Genomic DNA, 26,281 nt, shown 5'->3' with positions numbered 1-26,281 from the left:
ACAAATAACCCAGTACGGCGGCGAAACCGGTTCCCGCTTCCCGCGTTCGTCGGTCAGTTCACTTCGTCCAGATACGCGTTCCAGACGGCCAGCGGTTCCTCGCACGCGATTTCCGAGATGGTTCGACAGCCGTCGTAGCCCCACATGAACACGCTGTCGGCACCGAGTTCGAGCGCGGTTCGCGTCGCCGTTCGAACCTCCTCCGTCGCCGAGTCGCCGCTCAAGCCGAAGCCCTGAATCCACAACTGGCTCCGCAGGAAGTTTTCGTCCGCGAGTTCGACTACTTCACGTCCGAACCGGGAGACGTACTCGGCCGGGTCGGCGTCCTCGGCGAAGGCGTCCCAGTACGGGTCAGTGGCGAGTACGTCGATGTGGTCGTTTTCGGCGAGCCGCGCCCAGTTTCGCGGGCCGTGATCCGCCGACTCCGTCGGCATGAGGCAGACTGCGTTCTCCGCTCCCTCCTCGTGAGCCATCGCCATCAACTCGTCGAGGAAGTCGAGCATCGACTCCTCCCGGAACGCCGAGACGGTTTCCGTCTCCGTCGCGGGCATCGGTTCGCCGTACTCCTCGCGATAGTCCTCCCGGCAGTGTTCGCAGCGACAGCACCACACGTCGCGGGGATGGTCGTCGCCGTACCAGTGGACGTCGTGCCAGTGGGGTTCGTCCCAGAAGAGGACATCCGCGCCGAGTCCGGCGGCGTCTCGGGTCCACTCGCGCATGAACTCACGGAACGACGGGTCGTTGAAACAGGCGGCGGGCACGCGTTCCCCGGTGGAAAGGACCTGTCGACTGTCCGGGTTGTGAGCGACGAACCGGGAGAACTCCTCGCCGCCGAAGACGCCGCCGACGGCCCACGGATTGACGTAGACGGACAGCGACCGGTCGTGACTCGCGGCGACGATGTCCGTCATCGTCTCGCCGTAGAAGGCTCGGTCACGCTCGCTGAACGTGTGGAGCACGGCGGTCAGTCCCTCCCCGTGTAGACGTTCGAGGTCCGCCGCCGCGTGTTCCGGGTCCTGTACGCCGAAATAGCTCGCTCCGCGTTCGATGTCGGACATGGTCGTGGCGTGGTATCGATTCACGGGCTGCGACCATGAACGTATCGATGGATGGGGTGAAAGAATCGTCGAGGGGGAGGTAGAGAGCGATGTTCGGGATGGCAACCAGTTCCGGGCCGGTTTGGCCGTGGCGAACTGCGAGCGCTTTTAGGTCTCCTCCTCGCGGGCGCTCGCCACGACCTCGATTTCGACGCCGATGTCGATGGGTAAATCCTCGACTTGAACCGCGCTTCGGGCGGGATACGGCGCGGAGAACCGTTCCGCGTACACCCCGTTTATCTCGTCGTAGTCGTCCATGTCCTGAACGAAGACGGTCGCTTTGACCACGTCGTCCAGCGAACGTTCCGCAGCAGCGAGAACGGCGTCGATGTTTTCGAGCGTTCGCTCCGTCTGCTCCCCGATTGTATCGCCGACGATGTCGCCGGACGCCGGGTCCACCGGTCCCTGTCCGGAGACGTAAATCCGGTCGCCGTCGCGAATCGCCTGGGAGAACGGGCCGATGCTCGGCGGCGCGGCGTCGGTGTTGATCTCCTCCATCGTCAGTACCCCTCCAAACGCGCTGGTGCTGGTTTCGTGTCGGTGCTGACGTCCGTGTCCAATGGCCGTGTCGTTCCGTAAATCGTGCTACTTCTCATCACGACTACGTCCAAGCGCCGAGTTATAAAACCGCTGGATGGATCTCTGAAGCGGCCGTGAGTGGCTTCACCCTCGGTCGTCAAGCACACCGAATCGTGTCACATCTTTGCGGCGCGTATCGTTCTCGGCGAGATATGTACCTCCTGTGCTCCTTCCATTCCGCGGTCACTGCGGACTCTATGAACTACATGTCGCTATAGCATATCCGTCCCGGTGACGGAGTCGGGTAGTACGACGATCGAACGTAGGACCGAAGGGGCTCCCTAACGGGGTAAGCCTATCATGAAGTGGAATAGAGAGACCAACCGATGTCGAGTCGTTCGTCCGTCGCTACCCTCTCTCGGACGGCTACCGTCGTTTCCGTTCCCGGCCGTTCGTCCTCCCGAATCGAGACAAGATATTCGAAGGAAAGTCACGAAACTAACTCGTCAGATTGTCAATGGAAAGAGATATACTGTAGGGTTGGCCTCTTATTGATGATGAAAGCGGTCATTCTCGCTGCTGGCGAAGGGTCGCGGCTTCGACCCCTCACAAATCGCCGCCCGAAACCGATGCTTCCGGTCGGCAACAAGCCACTCTTGGAATCGGTCGTCGAATCGGTCGCCACGGCGGGAGTGGACGAAATAATTCTCGTCGTCGGCTATCACCGCGAACGGATTCAGACGTATTTCGGCGACGGCCGTCAGTGGAACGTCGATATCACCTATGCGGTACAGGAGAAACAGTTGGGGACCGGACACGCGCTCTTGCAGGCCGAACCGTACATCGGGTCGGACTTCATCGCGCTGAACGGCGATCGATACATCGAACCGTCGGTCATCGAGAACCTCATCGCCGATCACGGAGAAACGGGATCGGCGGGGATCGCGACGACGCGGGTCGAAACGCCGAACAGGTACGGCGTGATCGAGTTCGACGGCCAGAACATCACCGACATCCTCGAAAAGCCGACGCCGGGGACGACGACGTCGGAACTGATCAACGCAGGCGTGTACGTGTTCGGCCCGGACATCTTCGCCGCGATTCGCCAAACGGAGAGTCACGGGGAACTGGCGCTGACGAGAACGTTGCGCAACTACGCGAAAACCCACTCCCTCCGCGCGGTTCCGTACGATGGCCTTTGGGGCGACATCTCGTATCCATGGGATTTGCTGTGGCTCAACAGCTACGTCTCGGACGAGCAGGTATCCGCTGACGGCTCCGACCCCACTCGGTCGTCGCACGTTGCATCCACGGCGGTCATCCACGACGACGTAACCGTCGGCGAAGACGTGACGGTGTGTGCCGGTGCCGTCGTCCTTCGAGGGACCTCGCTCGGTGAGAACGCGACGGTCGGCGCGAACGCCGTCGTCGAGGACGCCGTCATCTTCCCGGATGCGACCATCGAACCGGGCGCGGTCGTTCAGAACTGTATCGTCGGCGCGAACGCTACCATCGGACCGAACACGACGATCGAAGGAGGCGTAACCGACGTTACTCTCGGGGAGACGGTACACCGCGACGTGACGTTCGGCGGCCTCGTCGGAGATAACGCGGAAATCGGTGGTAACGTCACCGTAACGCCGGGAACGATTCTCGGGGAAGGGGTGACGGCGGAGAGCGGAACCACCCTTCGAGAGCGAACCCAAGACGGCGCGATTGTACGGAGAGGATAGTCATGTGTGGAATTACCGGTTACATCGGAAACGACAGTTGCTCGACCATCGTCGCACAGTGTCTAAAAAATCTCGAATATCGGGGCTACGATTCGGCGGGTATCGCACTCCTCGATGACTCGTTGCGGGTACACAAACGGAGCGGTGAAATCGACAACCTCACGGTTCCCTCGGTGTCGAACGCCAACTGCGGCATCGGCCACACGCGATGGAGTACCCACGGGGCACCCACAGAGCGCAACGCGCATCCGCATACCGACTGCTCGAATCGGATCGCCGTCGTTCACAACGGCATCATCGACAACTACGAGGAGTTCAAGACGGACCTCCTCCCCGACCACGAGTTCACGAGCGAGACCGACAGCGAAGTCATCGCGCACCTCATCGAGGACGCACTGACGGACGACGTCGACCTCCGCGAAGCGGTCGAACGGGTCGTCTCGATGCTCTCGGGGAGTTTCGCCATCGCGGTCACGGCCGTCGGCCACGACGGCATCGTCGCCGCACGGCAGGACAGTCCCCTCGTCGTCGGCCACGCCGATGGCGCGACGTTCCTCGGAAGCGACGTGACGGCTTTCGTTGAGCATACGCGCACGGTAACGTTCCTCGAAGACGGCGACATCGCACACCTCACCGAGGGTGAGGCGACCATCATCAACGAGGGCGAGGTCGTCGAGCGCGACCGACAAACCGTCGATTGGGACGCCGAAGCCGCGGAAAAGGGCGGTTACGAACACTACATGCGGAAGGAGATCCACGAGCAACCCCGTGCGGTGCGGCAGGCGCTTTCGGGTCGTATCGACGAACTCGCCGGAACGGTCGACCTCGACCTCTCGCTGACGAAGGAGTACTGTCGCTCCCTCGACGAGATTCAGATCGTCGCCTGCGGAACGTCGTACTATGCGGGTCTGTACGCCGCCGGGTTGCTGGAGGAGTTCGCGGACGTTCGCGTCTCGGTTCACATCGCGAGCGAGTACGAGTTCAAAGCCAATCGCGATCCGTGGCGGACGCTCGTCGTCGCGGTCACACAGAGCGGCGAAACCGCGGACACGCTCCGCGCGCTTCGCAAGGCCGCCGGTGCGGGCGCGCGGACGCTCGCGGTGACGAACACGGTCGGTTCGACCGTCACCCGCGAGGTGGACGAAACCGTGTACATCCGGGCCGGACCGGAAATCGGCGTCGCGGCCTCCAAGACGTTCGTTTCGCAGGTGGCGACGCTGACGCTGGTCACGGTGTATCTGGGCGAACAGCGGGGCACGCTTTCCTCGACCGAACGGACGACCGTTCTGGAGGAACTATCCGCCATGCCGGGTGCGATTCAACAGGTACTCGACGCGGAGGCGTCGGTCCGGAACGAGGCGGAGGCGTTCGCCGACAGCGACTCGTTCTTTTTCATCGGCCGTCACCTCGGCCATCCGGTCGCGCTCGAAGGCGCGCTCAAACTCAAGGAAATATCCTACGAACACGCGGAAGGCTTTGCGGGCGGCGAACTCAAACACGGCCCGCTCGCGCTCGTGACGGAGACGACGCCGGTCATCGCGATACTTACCGAGGAGACCAACGCCGCCGAGACGCTTCACAACGTCAAGGAAGTCGAATCCCGGGGTGCCCCCGTCATCGGCGTCACGTCCGACACCGAAGCGAACCCCGTGTTCGATACGACGTTCGAAGTGCCCTCGGTCGGTCTAATGGAACCCGTCATCGCGAACGTGTATCTGCAACTGTTCGCCTATCACGTGGCGAAGGAGAAGGGCCGCGACATCGACAAGCCGCGTAACCTCGCCAAAAGCGTCACCGTGGAGTAACGGCCGTCGAAACGGCCCTTCCGACTCGAACGGCCCCTCCGATTCGTTCGACACCCGAGCGGGTGGACCCCCGAGTCGGAACCAAACCGCCGAACCCCCTCGTTCGCCGCGATCCGGGTTCTTCTGTCGATAAATACACTTGACATCGGGGGTGTGATTCTCGGAGATTCCCTCACCCGTCGTCCTTCCCGTGACGGATTCGCCGAGACGCTTATCGGAACGGATGAAATGGACCGTTACTATGAGCGGATGGATTCGTAACCGATCATTACTCTATCCGTGAACAGAGAATCATCTGGGCTAGGAAACAAGGATGGCTATGATCAACTATCTTTGCGGACGTGACGGCCGCTTCGAATGAATACAGCAGACAAACCGGGGAAATAAACTCGTTTCTCATTTGGAATATAGTGTGACTAGCCAGCAGAAATTATGTGCTGGACGTTGCCTGCCTACTCGGTCCGACGCGGACGGACTATCCGTCCCGAACTCGGGAGACGGGGACCCATCGCGTTCGACGACTCCCCGTGGTGTCGCTCGGTCCTCACCGGATATCGGTGTCATCGCACCGTCGAGCGCAACACCGTGCCGACAGGACTGGTGGATAACCGGTCCAACGAGCACTGTATCGTACGATAACCGACCCAGCTGATTTCGAACACTCATGTCTGATACGAACGTTCCGGACGAAACTGAAGTTGTCATCGTCGGCGCGGGACCGGGTGGCTACGTCGCGGCGATTCGCGCCGGGCAACTCGGTCTCGACGTCACGCTCGTAGAGAAGGAGGCGTACGGCGGAACCTGCCTCAACTTCGGGTGTATCCCATCGAAGGCGCTCATCTCGGCGACCGACGCCGCCCACGAGGCGGCGTCGGGCGAGGACCGCGGCATCCACGCCGACCCCGAAATCGACCTCTCCGAAACCGTCCAATGGAAGGACGACGTCGTGGACCGCCTCACCGGCGGCGTCGAGCAACTCTGCAAGCAGGCGGGCGCGACGCTCGTCGAGGGCCGCGCCGAGTTCGCCGACGAATCGACCGTCACGGTCCACACCGACGACGGCGAACACGAACTGTCGTTCGACCACGCCGTCATCGCGACGGGTAGTCGTGCCATCGAACTCCCCGACTTCCCGTTCGAGGAGGACCCGATTCTCGACTCGCGAGGGGCGCTCGCGCTCGAAGAAGCGCCCGAGTCGCTGGTCATCGTCGGTGCCGGCTACATCGGCATGGAACTCGCGACCGCTTACGCCAAGGCCGGAACCGACGTGACCGTCGTGGAGATGCTGGACGAGATACTTCCCGGCTACGGAGCGGCGGCGAGCGAACTCGTTCGCGAGCGCGCGACGGACCTCGGCGTCGATTTCCACTTCGGCGAGCGGGCGGCGGACTGGCGCGACCGCGACGGCGGTATCACCCTCGTCACGGAGGACGAAGAGGGGGAAGAAGCGGAGTACGACGCCGAAAACGCCCTCGTCGCCATCGGCCGCGAACCCGTCACCGACACGGTGAACCTCGACGCGGTCGGCCTCGATCCGACCGACGACGGCTTCATCGAAACCGACGGACAGGGCCGCACCGAACGCGAGAACGTCTTCGCCATCGGCGACGTGGCGGGCGAACCGATGCTCGCCCACAAGGGGATGCGCGAGGGCGAAGTCGTGGCCGAAGTCATCGCGGAAGAACCGGCTGCGCTCGACTACCAAGCCGTCCCGGCGGTGGTGTTCACCGACCCGGAAATCGCGACGGTCGGGATGACCGAGGACGAGGCTGCGGAGGGCGGTTACGACGTGATAACCGGCGAGATGCCGCTCCGAGCGAGCGGCCGCGCGCTCACCCTGAACGACGACGACGGGTTCGTCCGCGTCGTCGCTGACGCCGACGAGGGATATCTCCTCGGCGCGCAACTAGTCGCTCCGGAGGCATCGGAACTCGTCGCCGAGTTCGGCCTCGCGCTCGAACTCGGCGCGACCGTCGACGACGTCGCCGCGACGATTCACACCCATCCGACCCTCTCGGAGGCCGCGAAGGAGGCCGCGGCCAACGCACGCGACCACGCCATTCACACCCGAAACGACCGATGACCCTCAAATCCATGAACGAACCTTCCACTTCACCGACGAACGAATCGCACCGCACCGACACGAAGCCACAGGCGGTTCCGGTATCCACGGTGTCCGACCATGTCTGAAGAGAAATGGTCCGAGCGCGACCCGCCACGCGACTTTCACCAACTCCTCGACGACGAGGGCCACCTCCTCGACGGGGCGGACGTACCGGACCTCGAAGACAACGATCTCCTCGGATGGTATCGAACCATGGTCGCGACGCGACGACTGGAGGACACGATGTTGGACATGCAGCGAAGCGGGGAGGCGAGCCTCGTCGCCCGCGAACTCGGCGAGGAGGCGACCCCGCTCGGTGCCGCCGCGGCGCTGGACCAGAACGATTGGCTGTTCTACACCTACCGACAGAACGCGGCGCTCCTCCACTGGGACGTGCCGATGGCGAAGATAATCCTCGGGACGACCGGCCAGGAACCCGAGACGATAGCCGAGGGCATCGACGACTGGGAATCTCCCGTAAACTTCTCGCCGGACTACACGCCCGTCGCGGTGAACGTGACGAACGCGGCGGGGTCGGCGATGACCGACCGGTTCCGCGACCGGGACACGGTCTCGATGGTCTTCATCGGCGACGGATCCACCAGCGAGGGGTCGTTCCACGACGGGATGAACTTCGCGGGCGTCTTCAACGCGCCGGCGGTCATCGTCGTACAGAACAACCAATGGGCGATTTCGGAACCGTCACAGCGCCAGACCGCCGCCGAGACGTTCGCTCAGAAGGCCGAGGCGTACGGCGTTCCGCACGAACGCGTGGACGGTAACGACGTTCTCGCCGTCTACGACGCGGCGAGCGAAGCGGTCGAACGCGCCCGCGAGGGCGGCGGGCCGACGCTGGTCGAATGTGTCACCTACCGGATGGGGAACCACAACACCTCGGACAACGCGGACCTCTACCGGGACGAGAGCGAACTGAAAGACGAGTGGGAAGGCCGTGACCCCATCGACCGGTTCTCGACCTATCTCGGCAACCGAAACCTCCTCGACGACGACCGGCGCGAGGAGATACGAAAAGAGATTGATGACGAGGTGGACGACGCCGTCGAAACGGCCCGGAGCGTCCCTGACACCGACCCGATGCGGATGTTCGACCACCACCTCCACGGGACCTCGTGGCGCGAGGCCCACCAACGAACCGAGTTCCAACGTGAACAGGAGGGAGAGAACCCGTTCACCGATTTCACCGGGGACGAGTTCGATACGGAGCAATGGGAGGGACACGGTCCGGACCTCGGCGTCGAAATCGCGCCGCTCGACCCCGACGAGGACGACGTGGAGACGGAGGACTGGAACATCGTGACGGCCGTGAACCGGACGCTCCATCAGGAGATGGACCGCGACGACGCGATACGAATCCTCGGGTACGACATCGGGCCCATCGGCGGCGTCTTCCGCGCCACCGAGGGACTCCTCGACGAGTTCGGGTCGAACCGGGTGATAGACACGCCGCTGTCCGAAAACGGCATCGTCGGCACTGCGGTGGGAATGGCGATGCGGGACGACCGACCGGTCCCCGAAATCCAGTTCAAGGGCTTTTCCTATCCCGCGTTCGGCCAGTTCATGTACGCCGTCGCCAAGATGTACGAGCGGACCGGCGGCGACACCGAACTGCCGATGACGATTCGGATGCCGTACGGGGGCGGCATCAAGGCGCTCGAATACCATCAGGAATCGACCGAGACGTTCGAGATTCACGCCCCAGGCGTCCGCGTCCTCTGCCCGAGCACGCCGTATCAGGCCAAGGGACTGTTGGCATCGAGCATTCGGTGTGACGATCCGGTCGTGTTCATGGAGCCCAAACGCATCTATCGAGGATTCGACGAACCGGTGCCGACCGAGGAGTACACGCTCCCGTTGGACGAAGCGCGAACCGTCCGTGAGGGCGAGGACGTGACGGTACTCACGTGGGGGGCGATGGTCCGGCACGCCGAGAGCGCCGCGGAGGAAGTCGATGCGGACGTCGAAATAATCGACCTCGTCACGCTCTCGCCGCTCGACGTGGAGACGATTTTGGAATCGGTGAAGAAGACCGGCCGGTGCGTCGTCGTCCACGAAGCGCGGCGCACGCTCGGCCTCGGCGCGGAACTCTCGGCGCTGGTCAACGAGTACGCGCTGGATCGACTGAAAGCCCCCGTCAAGCGGGCGACGGGCTACGACGTTCACTTCCCGGACAACGACATCGAGGACGACTATCTCACGGACGCGGAGCGGGCGACGTTCGCCATCGAGGCGGTGATGAGCTATGAGTACTGAACACGCGACAGGCCGACGGCGATTCCCGGCGGAACCGTTCGAAGACCGCACCATCGCTCGAAGGGGGTGGTCGGCGTGACCGCCTACGAGTTCGAACTCCCCGACCCCGGAGAGGGGTTGACCGAGGCGGAACTGGTCGAGTGGCACGTCGAGGAGGGCGACGACGTCGAGGAACACGACGTCCTCTGCGAGGTGGAGACGGACAAGGCGGTCACGGACGTTCCGTCGCCGTGTCCCGGTACTATCGAGGAGCGACAGGCGGAACCGGGCGACGTCGTGCAGGTCGGCGAGGTGTTCGTCGTCATCGAGACGGACTCCCCGCCGAGCGGCGGCGAGGAAGTCGAGGCGGCCGAGGAGGCGGCGGAAGAAGCCGACACCGAGCAGGAGACGGACACCGAGGAGGAAGCATCCGAGGAGGCTCAAGCGGACGCCGAGGAGGAGACGGAACCTGAAACGGAGGCATCCGAAGAAGAATCGGAAGCGGAAGAAGAAGCGGCGGAGGAGGAATCCGAAGAAACGGCCGCAGAGGAACCCGACTCCGAAGAAACGGAGAAAAGCCAAGCCGAGGAGGAGGCCGAGAGCGAAACGAAGGGCGAGGAGTCACAGTCGCCCACGACGTCCGAAGACCGGGTGTTCGCGGCACCGCGAACCCGTGCCTACGCCCGCGAGCAGGGAGTCGACCTCTCGTCCATCGACGGGTCGGGACCGAACGGGCGCGTCGTCCGCCAAGATATCGACGCGAGGGTGTCCGGCGGAGCGACCGGCGGGACCACCGAAGCGGGTGGCGAGGCGTCATACGCCATCGAACACCCGACCACGGAAATCGAACCGGTCGAAATCGACGAGGACGAGGAGCGCGCCGAACGCCGGGACCTCTCGGGGCTTCGCGCTCGCATCGCCGAGAACATGTCCCGTTCGGCCGCCGTCGTCCCGCAGTTGACCTCCGGGTTCCGGGCGGACGCCACCGAACTCGTGGACCTCAAAGAGCGCCTCGACGCGGAACACGACGTTCACATCACCTACACGCCGATTCTGCTCAAGGCGGTCGTTCCGGCGTTGAAAGAGTTCCCGATGGTGAACGCCAGCATCGACGACACGACGGACGAAATCGTGGAGAAGTACTACTACAACGTCGGCTGTGCGACCCACACCGAGAACGGACTGATGGTTCCCGTCATCAAGGACATCGACAGCAAGTCCATCGTCGAGGTGGCGCGGGAACTGTCGGACCTCACCGAACAGGCGCGAGAGCGGTCCATCGACGCCACCGCCATGCAGGACGGCACCTTCACCGTCACGAACCTCGCCAGCTTCGGCGAACATCGAACGTTCGGAACGCCCATCATCAACTACCCGGAGGTCGCCATCATGGGTATCGGACGGATTCGGGAGGAACCGGTCGCAACCGAGGATGGTGGGGTCGAAGTGCGACCGCAGATAGACCTCAGCCTCTCATACGACCACCGCCTCGTGGACGGGGCGAAGGCCAACCAGTTCATGGAGTACGTCATCGACGGCATCGAGGACACCGACGTCCTCTTGGGTCGCCTCTAACGGGCGGCGTCGTTTCGTTCGGCCATCATTTATGTGTGTCTCCCTCTCGATCATCCGATATGACCAAAATCGCCGCCACGGGCGCGTCAGGTAACGTCGGAACGGAAGTCAGGAAGGCTTTCGACGACCACGACCTCACGCTCATCACGCAGCACGAGCGCGACGACATGGACAGCATTCCGGTCGACGTGACGAACAGGGACGCGTTCGTCGACGCCCTCTCCGACGAGGACGTTCTCATTCACCTCGCGGCGAACCCGTCACCCTACGCCGACTGGGACGACCTTCACACGGTGAACATCGAGGGGACGTACAACGCGTACAAAGCGGCCGTCGAGAACGGACTCGATAGGGTAGTCTATGCGAGTTCGAACCACGCCATCAACGGGAACGAAACCGTCGCCGCAAACGAACCCGAAACGTTGCAGGAGGAGACGCCGGTCGTCAACCACGACGCCCGACCGCATCCCGACTCGTGGTACGGCGTAACGAAAGTGTCGAGCGAGGCCATCGGCAACCGCTTCGCCAGTCAGAGCGGCATCGAATCGGTGAACCTCCGCATCGGGTGGCTGATGTCGCGCGAGAACCTCCGGGACAGCCAAGCGGACCCCGATACCGACTACCCGGAGGCGTACGCTCGGTTCGCGCGTGCGATGTGGCTCAGCCCCCGTGACTGCCACGACGCGTTACGGTCCGCCGCGTTCGCCGACATCCCGACGAATCCGCTCGCGGTCCACGCGATTTCCAGAAACGACGAGCGGTGTCTCTCGCTCACCCACACGCTCAAGTCGATCGGCTATCGACCGAGGGACGACTCGGCCGAAGTGCTCGAAAACGACGAGTAACGGGACGCCGACGTACGTCTTCACCCGCGAAAACTGACATCCCGGCGTCGTTCAGTTCCGGTTTCTCGGCCTGCATCCGTACGGGTCTCCTTCGATACGAGAGATGGTGAACTCCCCGCCCCGGTCAGCGTCGAGAATCGCGGCGAACAAGCTCGACGAATTCACGCTCGGGAAACACACCCAGTCTATCGCCGCGTCCGTACTCACGGGAACGCACGTCTCCAAACTCCCGATAATCCCGTATTCCGAAATCGGTGCAAACGAACCCATCAATACTTACTCCGTCTTCGGTCGTATCACTGTCATACCTTCGAAACCCCCGTTTCCATCGTCGTAGGCCTCACGGCTACGGCTTCGTCTCTATTCATTATTGTGCTCTGTCGAACGCTCGACTGGACTGTTCGCGTTCGCTGACCGTTGCATGGCGCTCGCGAATCACGACGCATCGTCCACGGGCTTCATGCTGAGGTCAGCGACCGACGGGACCGTGATGTCGGCTACCTCGGAGGACCCGTCCGAAATCCAAACGGTGACGAACCCGTTCTGACTCGCCGGAACAAGGTCGTCTCCGAGGCGGTCGGCGACGTACACGTACTCGTCCGCCGACTGCTCGCGCTTCGCCCGCGTGAACATCTCGTCTTTCGGCTTCATGGTGTCCAGTTCGCCCGAGACGAGGACGTGTTCGAAGTAGTCGGCGATGCCGTGTCTCGCCAGTTTCTCCCGTTGAACGTCGCCCGCACCGTTGGTGATGATTCCGACGACCGCAACGTCCGCGAACGCGTTGAGGACGTCCTCCGCACCGTCAACGAGGCGGGTGTTTTCAACCTTTCGCCGTTCGAGATCGCGGGTGAACGCGTCGGTATCGACGTCGATTCCAAGGTGGTCCGTGAACGTCTCGACGGCCTCCCGGTAGCCGTCCGAGATGTTTCGACGGAAATACTGCTCCACCAATCCGTCGAAATCGTGGACCGCTTCGTCGCTGATATCGATATCGAACGCCGTCGCGGTTTCGACGATTTCATCCTCGTCGCGCCGTTTTTCGAGGAGCGTTCCGTCGATATCGAAGTAGACAGCGACGTTCCGTTCGGGCGTTCCCGTCTCATCTCGTACCATTTCGAACTTCCCTCCTGTTCGACTCACATGTCGTTCCACGCTCTCGCCGCCGCCAGCCACGAATACGATTCCCCTATCCACCGGGCCGATATCGCCTTCTTGAGCACACGGGCTCCCGGCCCGCCGAACGTGTTGAGCGGGATGCCGATGACGTCGTGTGCGACCGCTCTGTCCCCGACGGAGACCAGCGTGCCCTTGTTGATGTACGACCAGTGGGCGGGTTCGCGCCCCGCTATCATACGCGCCACGTTTTCGCCGACGTGTTCTCCCTCCTCCATGGCCGCTTCGGCCGTCGGCGGGGGAACGTCGTCCGTGTCAGGGTGGACGATGGCCTCCCACGCGTCCTGTTCGGAGAGCGGCCCGCCTTCGGCGTCCTGTTCGACGAGCGCCGCGTCGCCGATGGCGAGAACGCGATCGTCGCTCGTTTTGAACGTCGAATTCGCGTAGGCGCGGTTGTGTTCCGTATCGATATCGACGTCGGAAAGCGCGTCGTCCCCTTGCACGCCGCCGGCCCACACGAACGCGTCGTACTGGAGCGGGTCCTCCCCCTCGAACTGAATCGTCGTATCGTCCACTTCGGACACCGTCGCACCCGTCATGATGTCTATATCCTTCCGTTCGAGTTCGTTCCGAATCGCCCCTTGGAACTCGTGGTCGTGTCCCGGGAAGATTTCGTCCTCCATCTCGATGAGTCGTATCTCGATTGGGACGTCGCGTTCGTCGCGTAACGCGGCCACCTCGCCCGCGGTTTGGATGCCGGTCAGTCCGGCACCGCCGATGACCACCTGTGCCGGGTCGTCTTCGGTCGCATCGGTTGCGGCCGACATTACCTCCTGGTGAATCGTCATCGCGTCGCCGAGGCTCTTGAGCGTGAGCGCGTGTTCCGCCAACCCGTCGATACCGTAGAACGCCGTCTGACTGCCGAGGCAGACGATGCAGTAATCGTAGTCGATGGAGTCCTCGGCTTCGAGATGGACGACGTGGTCGTCCACGTCGAGACCGTTGACCGTCCCGTGGACGAACTCCGTGTCCTCCGATTTCAGGTCGTCTATCGGAATGACGACCTTGTCACGGACCGCTGGTTTCCGTATGCAGCGATGGACCTCGTGTAACACCAGATGATGGTTCGTCTCCGATACCCAGACGATATCGGCGTCTGTCTCCTCCAACTCGTCTTCGAGGCTCTGTACGGCCGCGACCCCGGCGTATCCCGATCCGAGGACAGCGATTGTCGTTGACATGGTTTTCGGTAGTTGTCGTGATCAGTTTCCGAGTCGGTCGTTCGCCCTTCCTTCCTCCGATTTCTCCCTGCCATGCTGGGCAGGTACGCGTGGTCGAAAGGTACGACAGTTTCGCTGTTAAGCATCATGCCTGCCAACGCCGGATCCGGACGAACGCGGCTACAAATTTTACATAAAGCGGGCTTGTTATCGCAACCAGCATCATTAACCAGAGGCTTCGGTAATCGAGGGTATGGCAGAACTGGAAGCCGAGTTCGAAAAGAGCAGGTCGGAGGTCGCGACGTATCTGCGCGAGTTCGCGGACAAACTGGATTCCGACGGAACGGGTCGTTCCGACGGGACCGGTCGCTCCGAAACGGGTATCGGAACGAACGAGTCCCGGGAAGCCGGTTCCACGACGAACTCGACGGAGCGCTCCCCGTCGGAGTCGCTCGAATCGACGGACACGCAGAAGGTGACGCTCCTCGTCGGGAACGAGAGCGCGACGATGAACCCGCCGGAGACGGTTTCGTTCAGCGTCGCCGTCGATTCGGACTCCTCGCTGATGGAGTCGGGGTCCGAAGAGAGCGTGAGTTTCGTCCTTCGGTGGGCAAGCGACGAGGTCGAAACGGACGACGAACTCAGCGTTCACTGATTCGAACCGGCGATTTTCCACCGATCGTCACCAACGGGACCCATCTCCGACGGTGGCAATCACTGTTATGCGTTTCCGTCCGTTAGTTCATGCCGTCATGGTTCACTCGACTTGGGGTGACTGGTTCGTCCGTGACGAGGTCGAAGCGGCGAACGTGGACGGATTGTCGATATGGTATCTCGGCTGTAACGGGTACATCCTGCGCACCGAGGAGACGACGCTGTACCTCGATCCCTACTTCGGGGATGGGTCGCCGCCGCGAACGATTCGGATGATTCCGGTTCCCATGGACGCCGCCGACGCGACGATGTGCGACGCGGTGTTCGTCACGCACGAACACATCGATCACATGCACCCGCCGTCCTACGGCCCGCTCGTGGAGGACCTCGATGCGAACGTTTACGCGCCGAACGAAGCGTTCGAGAATCCCGCCTACGACGGCGACCTTCGCGTATCGGAGACGGACCGGAACGTCGTCTCACCCGGCGACGACATCTCGATCGGAGACCTCGACATTCACGTTCGGAGTGCGAACGACCCGGACTCGGCGGAACCCGTGAGCTACGTCGTGGAACACGAATCGGGGACGTTCTTCGCGCCGGGCGACTCGCGTCCCGCCGACGCGTTCTACGAAATCGGGGACGAGTTCGACATCGACCTCGGCGTCCTCGCTCACGGAACGACGGGCAACATCTATCACACCGAGGACGGAGAAACCTACGTCACCGATTGGTACAACGACGGGGCGCAGGTCGCCGAAGCGGTCAACGCGCTCTCGCTCGACCGCTTCGCGCCGGTCCACTGGGACGTGTGGCGCGGGGTCGAAGCGGACCCGAAGGCGCTCCGCAAATACCTCTCGTCGTACGAGTATCCCCGCGTCTTCGAGACCATCCGCATCGGCGACCGACTCACGCTCGACCGTCCGGGTGTCATCCGCCCGAAATCGATTCGGGAACACTGAGAACGCCGACTTGCGGCCGTTTCGAGGGGGCTCGCTTTCGAACGCAACGAATATACTTACCATCTTTTCTCCCCACTCTGCTAGCCATGGGAACCGTTCACTTCGATTACGACGGGGAAACGGTCATCGTCACCGGTGCGAGTTCGGGTATCGGCCGCGCAATCGCGCTTCGATTCGGCGAGGCGGGCGCGACGGTCATCAACGCCGACGTGCGCGAGGAACCGAAGTCCGACGGCGAGCCGACACACGAGAAGATCGTGGACGAGCACAAAGGGACGGCGGAGTTCGTCCACACCGACGTCTCCAAACCCGGCGAACTGGAAGCAGTGGTCGAGGCGGCCCGCGAGTATGGCGGCGTGGACGTGATGGTGAACAACGCCGCGATGCAACACAGCGAACCCTTCCTCGATGTGGACCAAGAGGCGTTCGACGAACTCCATCACACGAACATTCGGGGCTATTTCTTCGGCACGCAGGCCGCCGCCAAGGACATGATCGACCGAGGGGAGGAGGGCTGTATCGTCAACACCGCATCCATCAGTTCGGAAGTCGCCCAGCACGACCAAGTGCAGTACGACTCGACCAAGGGTGCTATCAAGATGATAACGAAGGGGACGGCGCTCGAACTCGCCGACCACGGCATCCGCGTCAACGCCATTGCCCCCGGTCAAATCGCCACGGAGTTCACGGAGGGGTGGAGCGACGAAGCGCAGGAAGCGGCCGGCGAAGGTGGCTTCATCAAACCGGTTCCGCTCGGCCGGGCGGGGTTCCCGGAGGACCTCGCCGGACCCGCGCTCTTCCTCGCGAGCGACGACGCCGACTACATCACCGGCGAACTGCTGTTCGTCGACGGCGGATGGACGGCGATTTAGGCGGCTTCGATCCGGTCGTGTGATTTTCGGATTCCGAATACGCTGCCCGTTCCTCTTTCGAGGATTTCCTCGCGTTTCGCGTGCTGTCTTCCTCGAAACGAGGTTTGATGATCGGGCACTCCAATTTTCCGCCGTCTCACCACACCATGAACCGACCGAAAATCCGACGAGCGAGCGTCACGGACGCCGAAACGCTCGTCGACGTCTACCACAGCGCGTACCGGGAGAATCGCGAACTCGGATTTCCTGCGAAGGCGGAATCCGTCTCCGAATCGGACATAGCCGAGTGGATTCGAACGAATCGAGTCTACGTCGCCGAGGGAGACGACGGCGTCGTCGGCGGTGTCCGCCTCGAAACGACGGACGAGGACCGAGTCAAACTCAGCCGGTTCGGCGTCCACGAGGACTGGAAGGGAGAAGGCATCGGGAGCCGGTTGTTGGAGTACGTCGAGGACGTGGTTCGGGCGGACGGCTACGCGACCATCTGGCTGACGACGCCGGGGGAACATCCGTTCCTCCCGGACCTGTACCGTCGCCGCGGATACGAGAAGACCGGGGAGTATCCGCTGGATTTTCGCCGGTACGACGAAATCGTGATGGAAAAACGGGTCCGCGACCGTCGGTGAAATCGGTTCGAAACCGTCGTCAGTAGTTGTCGTAGACGGTCTTGATGATGGTGAAGTAGTCCATCCCCTCCTCACCCTGCTCGCGGTACGTCTCGCTCGACGAGGCGTTCATGCCGCCGAACGGGACGTGCAGTTCGAGGCCGGTCGTCTTCTCGTTGACTTTCAGGACGCCGAAGTCCGCGTCCTGTACGAAGCGGTTCGCTTCGGAGTGGTCGTCCGTGACGATGCCCGCCGACAGGCCGAACTCAACGTCGTTGGCGATTTCGATTGCTTCGTCGAAGTCGCTGTACGACATGACGCCGACGAACGGGCCGAACACCTCCTCCTGCATGATCTGCATGTCCGAATCCACGTCGGAGAAAATCGTCGGTTCGACGAAGTAGCCGTCCTCGTGTTCCTCGTCGTCCAGTTGCTCACCGCCGTACTCCAACGTCGCTCCCTCTTTCTGCCCCGTTTCGACGTACTCTAAGGTGGATTCGAGTTCGCTCTCCGAGACCTGCGGACCCATGTCCGGGTCGTCCAGACCGGGGCCGATGTCGAGGCCCTCGGCGTACTCCACGAGCTCGTCCACGAAGTCGTCGTACATCGAATCGTGGACGATGACGCGTTCGGTCGCCGTACACGCCTGTCCGGTGACGCCGAACGCACCGCCGCCGACGATTTCGACCGCCGTTTCGAGGTCGGCGCTCGGCGCGACCACGGTCGGATTCTTGCTTCCCATCTCGGTCTGTGCGCGCTTGTGGGCGTTCGTCGCCTGTTCGTACACCATCTCCCCGATCGACTGACTCCCGGTGAAGGAGACGGCGTCGACGTCCTCGTGTTCGATGATGGCGTTTCCGACGTCCTCGCCGCTTCCGGTGACGAAGTTGAAGATGCCGTCCGGAGCGTCGTACTCGTCGGCGGCCTCGTCGATGCACTCGACCACTTTCGCGAAGACGGTCGGCGCGTCCATCGCGGGTTTGAGCACGACCGTATTTCCGGTCGCCAGCGCCGGTGCGCTCTTCCACGAAGGAATGGCGATGGGGTAGTTCCACGGCGTGATGAGTCCGGCGACGCCGATGGGTTCGCGTATCGTGTAGAGGTTCTGGTCGTCGGAACTCGGTAGTTGCCGGGTTCCGGCGTAATCCATCGCCCGCTCGGCGTAGTAATAAAAGATGTTGATGGCGCGATTGACCTCCGCGTTCGCCTCCGCTCGGGTCTTTCCCTCCTCGCGAACCATCGTTTCGGTGAGTTCGCCCTCGCGGTCGTCCATGCGTTTCGCCGTCGCACGCAACACCTTCCCGCGAGTCGGTCCGGGCGTGTCGGCCCACTCCTCCTGTGCCGCTGCCGCCGCTTCGACCGCACCTCGTGCGTCCCCGGCGGTCGATTGCGGGAACTCCGCGACGATTTCCCCCGTATCTGCGGGATTGTGGACTTCGAACTGTTCGCCCGATTCCGATTCTCTCCACTCCCCGTCGACGTAGTTGGTGTAGGTTTCGGGCATCGTCAAATCGTATGCGCGTGAATTACTCCGTTCTTTTGGCTCCTCACTTTGTCACCGAACATTAGTGAGTGAAGGCCGTACCTGTTGGTATGCGCTACCACCGTATATCGTCGGATGATGGTCCCCGTCTCCTCGCGCGAGAGGAAGGGAAGGCATACGACCTCACCGCGGTCACGGGCATGTCCTCGTTCCGCGAGTTGGCGCTGGCGGCGTCCGCCGTCGGAGCGGACGTGGACGACGTGTGTCGAAACCACCTCGACGAGGCACCGTTGCTCGATGCCACCGAACTCGCATCGGAGTCGGACCGCCCGGCGGTTCCCGACGAAGTTTGGGCCGCCGGTGTGACGTACGAGACGAGCAACGACGCCCGCAACGAGGAGAGCGGACGTTCCTCGATGTATCAGGGCGCGTTCGAGAACGACCGACCGGAACTGTTCTTCAAGGCCACGCCCAGTCGAACGGTGGGACCGGAGGAGGTCGTCGGTATTCGTTCCGACTCCGAGTGGGACGTTCCGGAACCCGAATTGGCGGTCGTCGTCGCTCGCGGAAACGTCGTCGGGTACACGGTCGGAAACGACATGAGCAGTCGGTCGCTGGAGGGGCAAAATCCGCTTTACCTCCCGCAGGCGAAGATATTCGATCGCTGTTGTGCCATCGGGCCGTGTATCGCCTCGCCGGAAACGGTCGGTGATCCCCGCGACCTGACGATGACGATGCGCATCGAACGCGACGGAGAAGTGATGTTTGACGGTTCAACGTCGACGTCACGGATGGTGCGAACCTGCGAGGAACTGGTCTCGTACCTCACCGAACACGACTCGGTGCCGGAGCTGACGGTCCTCCTGACCGGTACGTCGCTCGTCCCGCCCGACGACTTCACGCTCGCGGCGGGCGACCGTATCGAAATCGATATCGAAAACATCGGGACGCTCCGCAACAGCGTCAAAACGGTGTAATCGAAGGCACGAACGACAGATAATATTGTACTAAATTATCAATATTAACCGGAATAAAGTAGCTTTTAGTTTCCTATACGTTCCAAAGGACAAACGTCTGTGACGGAGGTGAAATTCCAGAATTCACAGAAAAAGCGACATACAACGCGGTTAATCGTTCCCCAGACGTGAGGGAAATATGATCATTCGTGATCGGTCGATGCAGCGTGACGATCCCATTATTTCGTCCAATACCGTCGAGAAAGCGTTTTATACCCTCTGTTCCCGCCTACTGCTTCAGAATGTGGTGTGGGTGAGGAGATGAGAGGTCATCAACGTTTAGTATTGTGGTATTTACGCAATACTAATGGCGTCCACGACGATCTCCTTTCCCGGGAACGAGGACGCAGGAGGACGGCAACGAAGACGGTTCGGCGGGGCGCGTTTTCGAACTCATCGTTCCGACGACGTGACCGAGTGGGATTACAGGCCTACGAATGTAACAGGTGTTCGTCGCACGCGCTTCGCTACCCGTCAGCGAACGAGGAATCGGTTCGACCGGAAACCTCGACCCGCTCCGAGCCATTTTGACTCCTAACCGCGCCCTCTTCGATGCCCACATCCCAAAGCTCAGTCACGTCGACGCGTTGTGGTTCCTTTCCTCGTTCGATTCCCAACCTCAATGAGTCAAATAATCGATCGCTTATGGAATCGCGCTACTGTTTTCGGCCGACCATATCACGCCTGTCTCTCCGTAGCTTCGACCACGTTATGCAGAATCAGTTCGAGCGTCAATGGCCCGACGCCGCCCGGAACGGGCGTGATGGCGCTCGCTTTCTTCCTGACGCCTTCGAAGTCGACGTCACCGACGAGTTTGTACCCCTTGTCGTCGTCGGTTTCGACGCGGTTGACGCTGATATCGACGACGGAAACGCCGGCCGAAACCATCGACCCGTCGATCAGTCGCGGAGCGCCCGCGGCCGTCACGAGAATCTCAGCATCGCGGGTCTTGGCCGGTAGATCCGTCGTCGCCGTGTGACAAACCGTGACCGTCGCGTCCCCGCCCGAACCGCGGGCGAGCAGCAGGTTCGCGAGCGGCTTACAGATGGCGGTGTTCCGACCGACGATGACCACGTCTCGACCCGCCGTTTCGACGTCGTAGGCCGCGAGAAGCCGCAACACGGCGGCGGGGGTGGCGGGCGTCACGCGTGGCGATCCGACGACGAGACGCCCCAGGTTCACGGGCGCGAAGCAATCGACGTCCTTCGCCGGGGGCACGCGGTTTCTGACGGCGCGTTCGTCGACGTGCTCCGGGAGGGGTACCTGTACGAACAGCGCCGTCACGTCTTCGTCCGCACCGAGCCGTTCGACCGCTCGGTAGAGTTCCTCCGCCGGCGCGTCCGGCGGAACGTCGACCCGCTTCGTCGATATCCCGACCTCCTTGCACGTGTCGTGCTTTTTATCCATAAACGCCTCGTCCGCCTCGTCGTCGCTCATCAGCACCGTTCCGAGCGTCGGCGTGACGCCCCGACTCCGGAGCACGCCGAGTCGCTCGCTCGTCCGTGCACGCAAGTCGTCCGCGAGCGGTCGGCCCCGCATCAGTGTCGCGTCTGTCATCGATTTCGTATGCTCCGCCGGGAGAGAAGTATTCTTCGGGGAATCGACCGCCGCGACGATTCGTCGCTCGAATCCGACGGCAATGTGACGGTCCGTCGGGTAGCCACGCTGACTCGCGGGATACATATTTGGCGGAGGGTTACGATGGTGTACCCATGACCGGCGAGTGTTACTACTGTCACGGAATCGTGCTTCCGAGCGAGGACGGCGATATCCTGTTGGACGGCCACGCGAACCACCGAATCTACATGCACGAACAGTGCGGAGCGAGCCACGACGTCATCGCACAGCGGACGGACGGAACCGACGCCGTCGAGATAACCTGTCCGGAATGCGGTGCCGTCGAGACGCACTGACGACCGCCGTCCCGATCGACCGACCTAGGAGCGCGTCCGTCGACGCTACGGGAGATCGATGGAGACGCCCGACCGCAGGCTCGCCGCCTTGACGGTGTTGTACATGAGCATCGCTATCGTGAGCGGCCCGACGCCGCCCGGGACGGGCGTGATAGCGTTCGCCTTCTCCTTCGCGCTCTCGAAATCCACGTCGCCGACGAGCTCGTAGCCCTTCTCGTTGTCGGCGGTGACGCGACTGATTCCCACGTCGATGACGGTCACTCCCTCCGAGAGCATGTCGCCGTCTATCATCTCGGGAACGCCGGCCGCGGCGACGACGATGTCGGCACCGCGGGTCTTGACGGCGAGATCGTCGGTCCGGGAGTGACAGACGGTCGTCGTCGCATTCCCCCCTTCGTCCCGTTGGATGAGCAGGTTCGCCATCGGCTTTCCCACGATGTCGGAACGGCCGACGATGACGGCATCCTTGCCCTCGGTATCGACGTCGTACGCCGCGAGTATCTTCTGCACGCCGTGGGGCGTACAGGGTTTGTAGCGGGCGTTTCCCGCGACCAGTCGTCCGACGTTCTCCGGATGGAAGCCGTCGACGTCCTTCATCGGGTCGATGCGTTCCAAAACCGCCCGTTTTTCGATGTGCTCCGGAACGGGCATCTGGACTAGGATCCCGTCGACGGCCGGGTTTTCGTTCAGTCGGTCGATGCGGTCGAACAGCGTTTCGGCCGGTTCGTCCGGGTCGATCTCGTGGTGGATTCCCTCGATACCGACCTCCTCGCAGGCCCGCTGTTTCATCAAGACGTACGTCTCGCTGGCCCCGTCCGTGCTCATCAGTACCGTCGCCAGTCCGGGCGTCACCCCCTCGTCGGCCAACTGGTTCGCACACGTCTTCACGTCCGTTCTGATTCCATCCGCAATCTCGTTGCCGTCGATTATCGTAGTCATGGTTCGTGAACTCGCCGTCGTCGGTGGCGCCGTTCGGTTCGCTCGCTCATCGTTCGAGCGGGAATTCCGGCACGTCGATACGCTGACCGGAGGCGACTCCGCTGCCTAGCCGACGCTCGGCTATCGCTATCGTGTTCGGATAGTATAGGCGGGAATGGTGAATAGTTCACCCATTGAAGTGATGACGAATATTCGCACGGACGGCGGAAGCCGAGTATCGCGTCCGAATCTCCACGAACGGTAGAATATCCGTAACGATGTGCTCTCGTCGGTGGTAAGGCTGGATTTTAAGACGCTCGAACGGGAAACCCCGACCGTGAAGCGAACCATCAGTACCGACGATGCACCGGCAGCGGTCGGCGCGTACAGTCAGGCGACGACCAACGGAGACGTCCTCGTCACGGCTGGGCAGTTGCCGTTGACGACCGACGGGGAGTTGCTCGACGACGAATCGGTCGCAGAACAGACACGGCAGTGCCTCGAAAACGTCGGGGCGATTCTCGAATCGGAGGGACTCTCGCTCGAAAACGTCCTCAAAACGACCGTCTACTTGGACGACATCGACGACTTCGACGAGTTCAACGACGCTTACGGCGAGTTCTTCCGGAACGACCCGCCGGCACGGAGCGCGGTCGGCGTCGGTTCGGTGCCGAAGGGCGCGGCGGTCGAAATCGAGGCGATGGCGACGACGGACTGAGACGACGCCCGGTTCACTCCCGATACCCGATTCGTTCGAGTTCGACGCGAAGCTCCCGTCGCTTCATGAGGCAGAATCCGATCGCGATGACGAGGAACCCGACGGGCATCCGCCACGAGATGTGTTCCTCGAACAGCGTCCATCCCGCGACCGTCGCGACGATGGGAACGAGGTACGTGACGAGGTTGACTTCGATCGCCGGATATCGGTCGAGCAAACCGAAGAACAGGACGTAGCCGATAGCGGTCGCGCCCACGCCCAAATAGAGAACAGACGCGATTCCGGTGGTCGTCACGTTCATCGCCCACTGCTCTCCCGCGAGAACGCTCAGTACGTGAATGACGACCGCCCCGACCAACACCGACCACGCCGTTCTCGCTGTGCTCGGAAGCGGTGCTGACGCCCACCGAATCAGGACGCTCCCTATCGCCAACCCCAGAACGCCGACGAACAGCAGCGCTTTTCCGACCAGCGCGGCGGTGACGGTCGCCAAATCGGACGGCCAAACCATGAGGACCGCACCGGAGAAACTGACGAACAGGCCGACCATCGAAGCGACCGTCAGACGGTCCTCCGGGAGCATAGTCCAAGAAACGGCAACGGTCGCGATGGGGGTCAGACTCATCATCAATCCGGAGAGCACGCTGGTCGTGAGGCCCTGTCCGACGAACCAGACGCCGTTTCCGATGGCGATCCAAAAGACGCCGCCGCCACAGATAGCGACGACGTCCGTACGCGTTCGTGGGTACCACCGCTCGGTCACCAGACCCACGTAGCTCAGTAGGATTGCTCCTCCTATGTAGTAGCGAAACGCCGAGAGCAACAGCGGCGGGAAGGAGCGAAGACCCACCTCTACGGCGGCCAGACTTAGCCCCCACAGGAGGGCGACTGCACAGAAGGCGACCACGTTTCGGTACCGGACCATCGAGTATCAGGCAGTGGGAGGGATTGTCGGGGAGGGCTACGGACCGGACCTCAGAACAGGCCCGAGATGTTGCCGTCGCCGTCGATGTCCATGTCGGCGGCGGCGGGGTCGCTCGGAAGTCCCGGCAACGTCAACACGTCACCCGTGAGCGCCACGAGAAAGCCGGCACCGGCCGACGGATAGATTTCGCGCACTTCGAGTTCCCACCCTTCCGGAGCGCCCTTCTGGGTCGCATCGTCGCTCAGCGAGTGGAACGTCTTGGAGAGGCAGACGGGGTACTCGCCGAACCCGAGGTTTTCCATCCGGTCGATGTCGTCCTCCGCGCCGCCGGTGTACTTGACGCCGTCCGCTCCGTACACCTCGGTGGCGACCGTGTGGATCTTCTCCTTGATGGAATCCTCGTCGTCGTACAGCGGCGCGAAGTCCTCTTCGTCGTTCGATTCAACCTCTTCGACGACGTGTTCGGCGAGGTCGACACCGCCCTCGCTCCCGTTTTCGAAGACTGTGGACTCGGCGGCTTTGATGCCGAGATCGTCCCGGCAGTGGTCGAGAACCGCGTCGACTTCCTCGTCCGAGTCTTCGGGGAACCGGTTGACCGCTACGACGACTGGAACGCCGTATTTCTGGAGGTTCGAGACGTGTTTATCGAGGTTTTCGAATCCGGATTCGACGGCGTCGACGCCGGCCGCGTCGATTTCGTCGAAGTCGGCCGGCCACATATCCAACCCGTGATACTTGAGCGCGCGGACCGATGCGACGAGGACGACCGCGTTCGGCGTCATGTCGCCCAGTCGGCAGACGATGTCCATGAACTTCTCCGCGCCGAGGTCCGAACCGAAACCGGCCTCGGTGACGAGGTAGTCGCCCATCCCGAACGCGGCCTTGTCGGCGATGAGCGAGTTCGTCCCGTGGGCGATGTTCGCGAACGGCCCGCCGTGGACGAACGCCGGGGTTCCCTCGATGGTTTGGACGATGTTCGGCTTGACGGCGTCCCGAAGGAGCATCGTGACTGCACCGGTAGCCTCGATGTCGTCGACCGTTATCGGATCGCCGTCCTCGCTGTACGCGATGACGATGCGGGCGACGCGCTCCTTGAGGTCGGCGAGGTCGGAGGCCAAACAGAGGACGGCCATCAGTTCGGACGCCGCGGTGAGGAGGAATCCATCTTCCCGCGGTGTCCCGCCCGTCTTTCCGCCGAGACCGATCACCGTCTCACGAAGCACTCGGTCGTTCATGTCGAGTGCGCGGGGCCACGCGACGTCGTTGACGTCGATTTCCAGTCCGTTGCCCTGTGAAATCTTGGCGTCGAGCATCGCGGCGATGAGGTTGTGTGCCGACGTGAGCGCGTGCAGGTCGCCGGTAAAGTGGAGGTTTATGTCCTCCATTGGGAGGACCTGCGAACGACCGCCGCCCGCCGCGCCACCCTTGACGCCGAACACCGGGCCGAGCGACGGTTCACGAATGGCTATCATCGCGTCCTCGCCGATGTGATTGAGCGTCTGGCCTAAGCCGACGGTCGTGACGGTCTTTCCTTCGCCCTTGGGAGTGGGCGTCATCCCCGTTACGAGCACGAGGTTTCCTTCTTTGTCCTCGGCTTGCTCCCGCAGTCTATCGATGGCGTGGTGTTTGACTTTCGCGGTGTATTCGCCGAAGTACTGGAGGTCGTCGAGCCCCAACCCCCATGGCTCGACCAACTCCCAAATCGGTTCCATGTCGGTCGATTGTGCGATCTCGTAGTCCGTGGGAATCGGACCGTGACTATCGTCCGGTGATGACATCTCACGTCAGTATTCGCCGTATCGAGGTAAGAATATTGGCATTACTGAAACCGAGAGGATAGGATGTGTTTGAGACCGCGGGGACGGCACCCCGTCGCTCAACACGTAACGACCGTTGGGGGACGAGGTTCGACGGTCGTCCCGACTGCGGCGACCGACGATTCTATCGCCACCGA

General features: G+C 62.3%; 23 protein-coding genes and 1 pseudogene. 14 read left to right on the top strand and 10 right to left on the bottom strand.

Annotated elements, in window-relative coordinates; genetic code table 11:
* Positions 1-53: 53 nt before the first annotated feature.
* Positions 54-1,082, bottom strand: coding sequence for a hypothetical protein (locus LJF34_RS17200; protein ID WP_231186530.1), 1,029 nt, complete (start codon positions 1,080-1,082; stop codon positions 54-56).
* A gap of 123 nt (positions 1,083-1,205) precedes the next feature.
* Complete coding sequence (locus LJF34_RS17195) at positions 1,206-1,595, bottom strand: Rid family detoxifying hydrolase (RefSeq protein ID WP_231186529.1); 390 nt, start codon at positions 1,593-1,595, stop codon at positions 1,206-1,208.
* Between the two features lie 578 nt (positions 1,596-2,173).
* On the opposite strand from LJF34_RS17195, the gene LJF34_RS17190 reads away from it, so the two are divergent.
* The 7 genes and pseudogenes from LJF34_RS17190 (at position 2,174) to LJF34_RS17160 (ending at position 11,928) form a co-directional block, all read left to right on the top strand.
* Complete coding sequence (locus tag LJF34_RS17190; protein ID WP_231186528.1) at positions 2,174-3,349, top strand: sugar phosphate nucleotidyltransferase; 1,176 nt, start codon at positions 2,174-2,176, stop codon at positions 3,347-3,349.
* A 2-nt stretch (positions 3,350-3,351) separates the two neighbouring features.
* Positions 3,352-5,154, top strand: coding sequence for a glutamine--fructose-6-phosphate transaminase (isomerizing) (gene glmS / locus LJF34_RS17185; RefSeq protein WP_231186527.1), 1,803 nt, complete (start codon positions 3,352-3,354; stop codon positions 5,152-5,154).
* Between the two features lie 664 nt (positions 5,155-5,818).
* Positions 5,819-7,237, top strand: coding sequence for a dihydrolipoyl dehydrogenase (gene lpdA / locus LJF34_RS17180; RefSeq protein WP_231186526.1), 1,419 nt, complete (start codon positions 5,819-5,821; stop codon positions 7,235-7,237).
* 99 nt (positions 7,238-7,336) lie between these two features.
* A pseudogene (locus LJF34_RS17175) lies at positions 7,337-8,338 on the top strand (thiamine pyrophosphate-dependent enzyme); the annotation flags it as partial.
* 180 nt (positions 8,339-8,518) lie between these two features.
* Positions 8,519-9,529, top strand: a complete 1,011-nt coding sequence (locus tag LJF34_RS17170) for an alpha-ketoacid dehydrogenase subunit beta (protein WP_342765885.1) — start codon at positions 8,519-8,521, stop codon at positions 9,527-9,529.
* A gap of 75 nt (positions 9,530-9,604) precedes the next feature.
* Positions 9,605-11,083 (top strand): dihydrolipoamide acetyltransferase family protein, encoded by a 1,479-nt coding sequence (locus LJF34_RS17165; protein ID WP_231186525.1) that lies wholly within the window; start codon positions 9,605-9,607, stop codon positions 11,081-11,083.
* Positions 10,984-11,928: an NAD(P)-dependent oxidoreductase gene (locus tag LJF34_RS17160; protein WP_342765884.1), complete on the top strand. Its 945-nt coding sequence runs from the start codon at positions 10,984-10,986 to the stop codon at positions 11,926-11,928. The genes LJF34_RS17165 and LJF34_RS17160 overlap by 100 nt, the downstream gene beginning before the upstream one ends.
* 51 nt (positions 11,929-11,979) lie before the next feature.
* Here LJF34_RS17160 and LJF34_RS17155 read toward each other — a convergent pair whose 3' ends face one another.
* The 3 genes from LJF34_RS17155 to LJF34_RS17145 all read right to left on the bottom strand — a co-directional run bounded on the left by LJF34_RS17155 (position 11,980) and on the right by LJF34_RS17145 (position 14,282).
* Positions 11,980-12,198, bottom strand: coding sequence for a trehalase-like domain-containing protein (locus LJF34_RS17155; protein ID WP_231186523.1), 219 nt, complete (start codon positions 12,196-12,198; stop codon positions 11,980-11,982).
* Between the two features lie 165 nt (positions 12,199-12,363).
* Entirely contained in the window at positions 12,364-13,041 is a 678-nt protein-coding gene (locus LJF34_RS17150) for an HAD family hydrolase (RefSeq protein WP_231186522.1), read from the bottom strand.
* 23 nt (positions 13,042-13,064) lie between these two features.
* Positions 13,065-14,282, bottom strand: coding sequence for an FAD-dependent oxidoreductase (locus LJF34_RS17145; RefSeq protein WP_231186521.1), 1,218 nt, complete (start codon positions 14,280-14,282; stop codon positions 13,065-13,067).
* Positions 14,283-14,514: 232 nt separating this feature from the next.
* Between LJF34_RS17145 and LJF34_RS17140 the strand changes: the two genes are divergently transcribed.
* From LJF34_RS17140 to LJF34_RS17125, 4 genes are all read left to right on the top strand, one after another.
* Positions 14,515-14,916, top strand: coding sequence for an amphi-Trp domain-containing protein (locus tag LJF34_RS17140; RefSeq protein ID WP_231186520.1), 402 nt, complete (start codon positions 14,515-14,517; stop codon positions 14,914-14,916).
* A 97-nt stretch (positions 14,917-15,013) separates the two neighbouring features.
* On the top strand, positions 15,014-15,877 hold the full coding sequence (locus LJF34_RS17135; RefSeq protein ID WP_231186519.1) for an MBL fold metallo-hydrolase: 864 nt from the start codon (positions 15,014-15,016) through the stop codon (positions 15,875-15,877).
* Between the two features lie 86 nt (positions 15,878-15,963).
* Entirely contained in the window at positions 15,964-16,749 is a 786-nt protein-coding gene (locus tag LJF34_RS17130) for an SDR family oxidoreductase (protein WP_231186518.1), read from the top strand.
* A 146-nt stretch (positions 16,750-16,895) separates the two neighbouring features.
* On the top strand, positions 16,896-17,375 hold the full coding sequence (locus LJF34_RS17125) for a GNAT family N-acetyltransferase (protein WP_231186517.1): 480 nt from the start codon (positions 16,896-16,898) through the stop codon (positions 17,373-17,375).
* Between the two features lie 19 nt (positions 17,376-17,394).
* Here LJF34_RS17125 and LJF34_RS17120 read toward each other — a convergent pair whose 3' ends face one another.
* A complete protein-coding gene (locus LJF34_RS17120) occupies positions 17,395-18,858 on the bottom strand; it encodes an aldehyde dehydrogenase family protein (RefSeq protein ID WP_231186516.1) in 1,464 nt (487 codons plus the stop codon).
* Between the two features lie 89 nt (positions 18,859-18,947).
* Between LJF34_RS17120 and LJF34_RS17115 the strand changes: the two genes are divergently transcribed.
* Positions 18,948-19,814 carry a fumarylacetoacetate hydrolase family protein gene (locus LJF34_RS17115; protein WP_231186515.1) on the top strand — a complete coding sequence of 289 codons (867 nt, stop codon included), beginning with the start codon at positions 18,948-18,950 and terminating at the stop codon, positions 19,812-19,814.
* Positions 19,815-20,531: 717 nt separating this feature from the next.
* Here LJF34_RS17115 and LJF34_RS17110 read toward each other — a convergent pair.
* A complete protein-coding gene (locus tag LJF34_RS17110) occupies positions 20,532-21,410 on the bottom strand; it encodes a tetrahydrofolate dehydrogenase/cyclohydrolase catalytic domain-containing protein (protein ID WP_231186514.1) in 879 nt (292 codons plus the stop codon).
* A 155-nt stretch (positions 21,411-21,565) separates the two neighbouring features.
* On the opposite strand from LJF34_RS17110, the gene LJF34_RS17105 reads away from it, so the two are divergent.
* A complete protein-coding gene (locus tag LJF34_RS17105; RefSeq protein ID WP_231186513.1) occupies positions 21,566-21,766 on the top strand; it encodes a hypothetical protein in 201 nt (66 codons plus the stop codon).
* Positions 21,767-21,811: 45 nt separating this feature from the next.
* Here LJF34_RS17105 and LJF34_RS17100 read toward each other — a convergent pair whose 3' ends face one another.
* Complete coding sequence (locus tag LJF34_RS17100; RefSeq protein ID WP_231186512.1) at positions 21,812-22,705, bottom strand: bifunctional methylenetetrahydrofolate dehydrogenase/methenyltetrahydrofolate cyclohydrolase; 894 nt, start codon at positions 22,703-22,705, stop codon at positions 21,812-21,814.
* Between the two features lie 316 nt (positions 22,706-23,021).
* On the opposite strand from LJF34_RS17100, the gene LJF34_RS17095 reads away from it, so the two are divergent.
* Entirely contained in the window at positions 23,022-23,402 is a 381-nt protein-coding gene (locus tag LJF34_RS17095; RefSeq protein WP_231186711.1) for a Rid family detoxifying hydrolase, read from the top strand.
* Between the two features lie 13 nt (positions 23,403-23,415).
* On the opposite strand, the gene LJF34_RS17090 is transcribed toward LJF34_RS17095, so the two are convergent.
* Positions 23,416-24,327: a DMT family transporter gene (locus LJF34_RS17090; protein WP_231186511.1), complete on the bottom strand. Its 912-nt coding sequence runs from the start codon at positions 24,325-24,327 to the stop codon at positions 23,416-23,418.
* A gap of 50 nt (positions 24,328-24,377) precedes the next feature.
* A complete protein-coding gene (locus LJF34_RS17085; RefSeq protein ID WP_231186510.1) occupies positions 24,378-26,105 on the bottom strand; it encodes a formate--tetrahydrofolate ligase in 1,728 nt (575 codons plus the stop codon).
* Positions 26,106-26,281 lie beyond the last annotated feature (176 nt).

Origin of the sequence: Haladaptatus sp. DYF46, assembly GCF_021083305.1 — an archaeon.
Lineage (GTDB): Archaea > Halobacteriota > Halobacteria > Halobacteriales > Haladaptataceae > Haladaptatus.
Note: the sequence above shows the minus strand (reverse complement) of the source record. Positions and strands in the feature narration are given on the sequence as shown.

What these genes read in the sequence shown, in the direction of transcription:
- LJF34_RS17130 (WP_231186518.1), top strand. Translation starts at nt 15,964, where the DNA reads ATGGGAACCGTTCACTTCGATTACGACGGGGAAACGGTCATCGTCACC.
- LJF34_RS17155 (WP_231186523.1), bottom strand. Translation starts at nt 12,198, where the DNA reads ATGGGTTCGTTTGCACCGATTTCGGAATACGGGATTATCGGGAGTTTG.
- LJF34_RS17150 (WP_231186522.1), bottom strand. Translation starts at nt 13,041, where the DNA reads ATGGTACGAGATGAGACGGGAACGCCCGAACGGAACGTCGCTGTCTAC.
- LJF34_RS17120 (WP_231186516.1), bottom strand. Translation starts at nt 18,858, where the DNA reads ATGCCCGAAACCTACACCAACTACGTCGACGGGGAGTGGAGAGAATCG.
- LJF34_RS17090 (WP_231186511.1), bottom strand. Translation starts at nt 24,327, where the DNA reads ATGGTCCGGTACCGAAACGTGGTCGCCTTCTGTGCAGTCGCCCTCCTG.
- LJF34_RS17145 (WP_231186521.1), bottom strand. Translation starts at nt 14,282, where the DNA reads ATGTCAACGACAATCGCTGTCCTCGGATCGGGATACGCCGGGGTCGCG.
- LJF34_RS17085 (WP_231186510.1), bottom strand. Translation starts at nt 26,105, where the DNA reads ATGTCATCACCGGACGATAGTCACGGTCCGATTCCCACGGACTACGAG.
- LJF34_RS17110 (WP_231186514.1), bottom strand. Translation starts at nt 21,410, where the DNA reads ATGACAGACGCGACACTGATGCGGGGCCGACCGCTCGCGGACGACTTG.
- LJF34_RS17115 (WP_231186515.1), top strand. Translation starts at nt 18,948, where the DNA reads ATGCGCTACCACCGTATATCGTCGGATGATGGTCCCCGTCTCCTCGCG.
- glmS (WP_231186527.1), top strand. Translation starts at nt 3,352, where the DNA reads ATGTGTGGAATTACCGGTTACATCGGAAACGACAGTTGCTCGACCATC.
- LJF34_RS17135 (WP_231186519.1), top strand. Translation starts at nt 15,014, where the DNA reads ATGGTTCACTCGACTTGGGGTGACTGGTTCGTCCGTGACGAGGTCGAA.
- LJF34_RS17125 (WP_231186517.1), top strand. Translation starts at nt 16,896, where the DNA reads ATGAACCGACCGAAAATCCGACGAGCGAGCGTCACGGACGCCGAAACG.
- LJF34_RS17190 (WP_231186528.1), top strand. Translation starts at nt 2,174, where the DNA reads ATGAAAGCGGTCATTCTCGCTGCTGGCGAAGGGTCGCGGCTTCGACCC.
- LJF34_RS17105 (WP_231186513.1), top strand. Translation starts at nt 21,566, where the DNA reads ATGACCGGCGAGTGTTACTACTGTCACGGAATCGTGCTTCCGAGCGAG.
- LJF34_RS17140 (WP_231186520.1), top strand. Translation starts at nt 14,515, where the DNA reads ATGGCAGAACTGGAAGCCGAGTTCGAAAAGAGCAGGTCGGAGGTCGCG.
- LJF34_RS17195 (WP_231186529.1), bottom strand. Translation starts at nt 1,595, where the DNA reads ATGGAGGAGATCAACACCGACGCCGCGCCGCCGAGCATCGGCCCGTTC.
- lpdA (WP_231186526.1), top strand. Translation starts at nt 5,819, where the DNA reads ATGTCTGATACGAACGTTCCGGACGAAACTGAAGTTGTCATCGTCGGC.
- LJF34_RS17100 (WP_231186512.1), bottom strand. Translation starts at nt 22,705, where the DNA reads ATGACTACGATAATCGACGGCAACGAGATTGCGGATGGAATCAGAACG.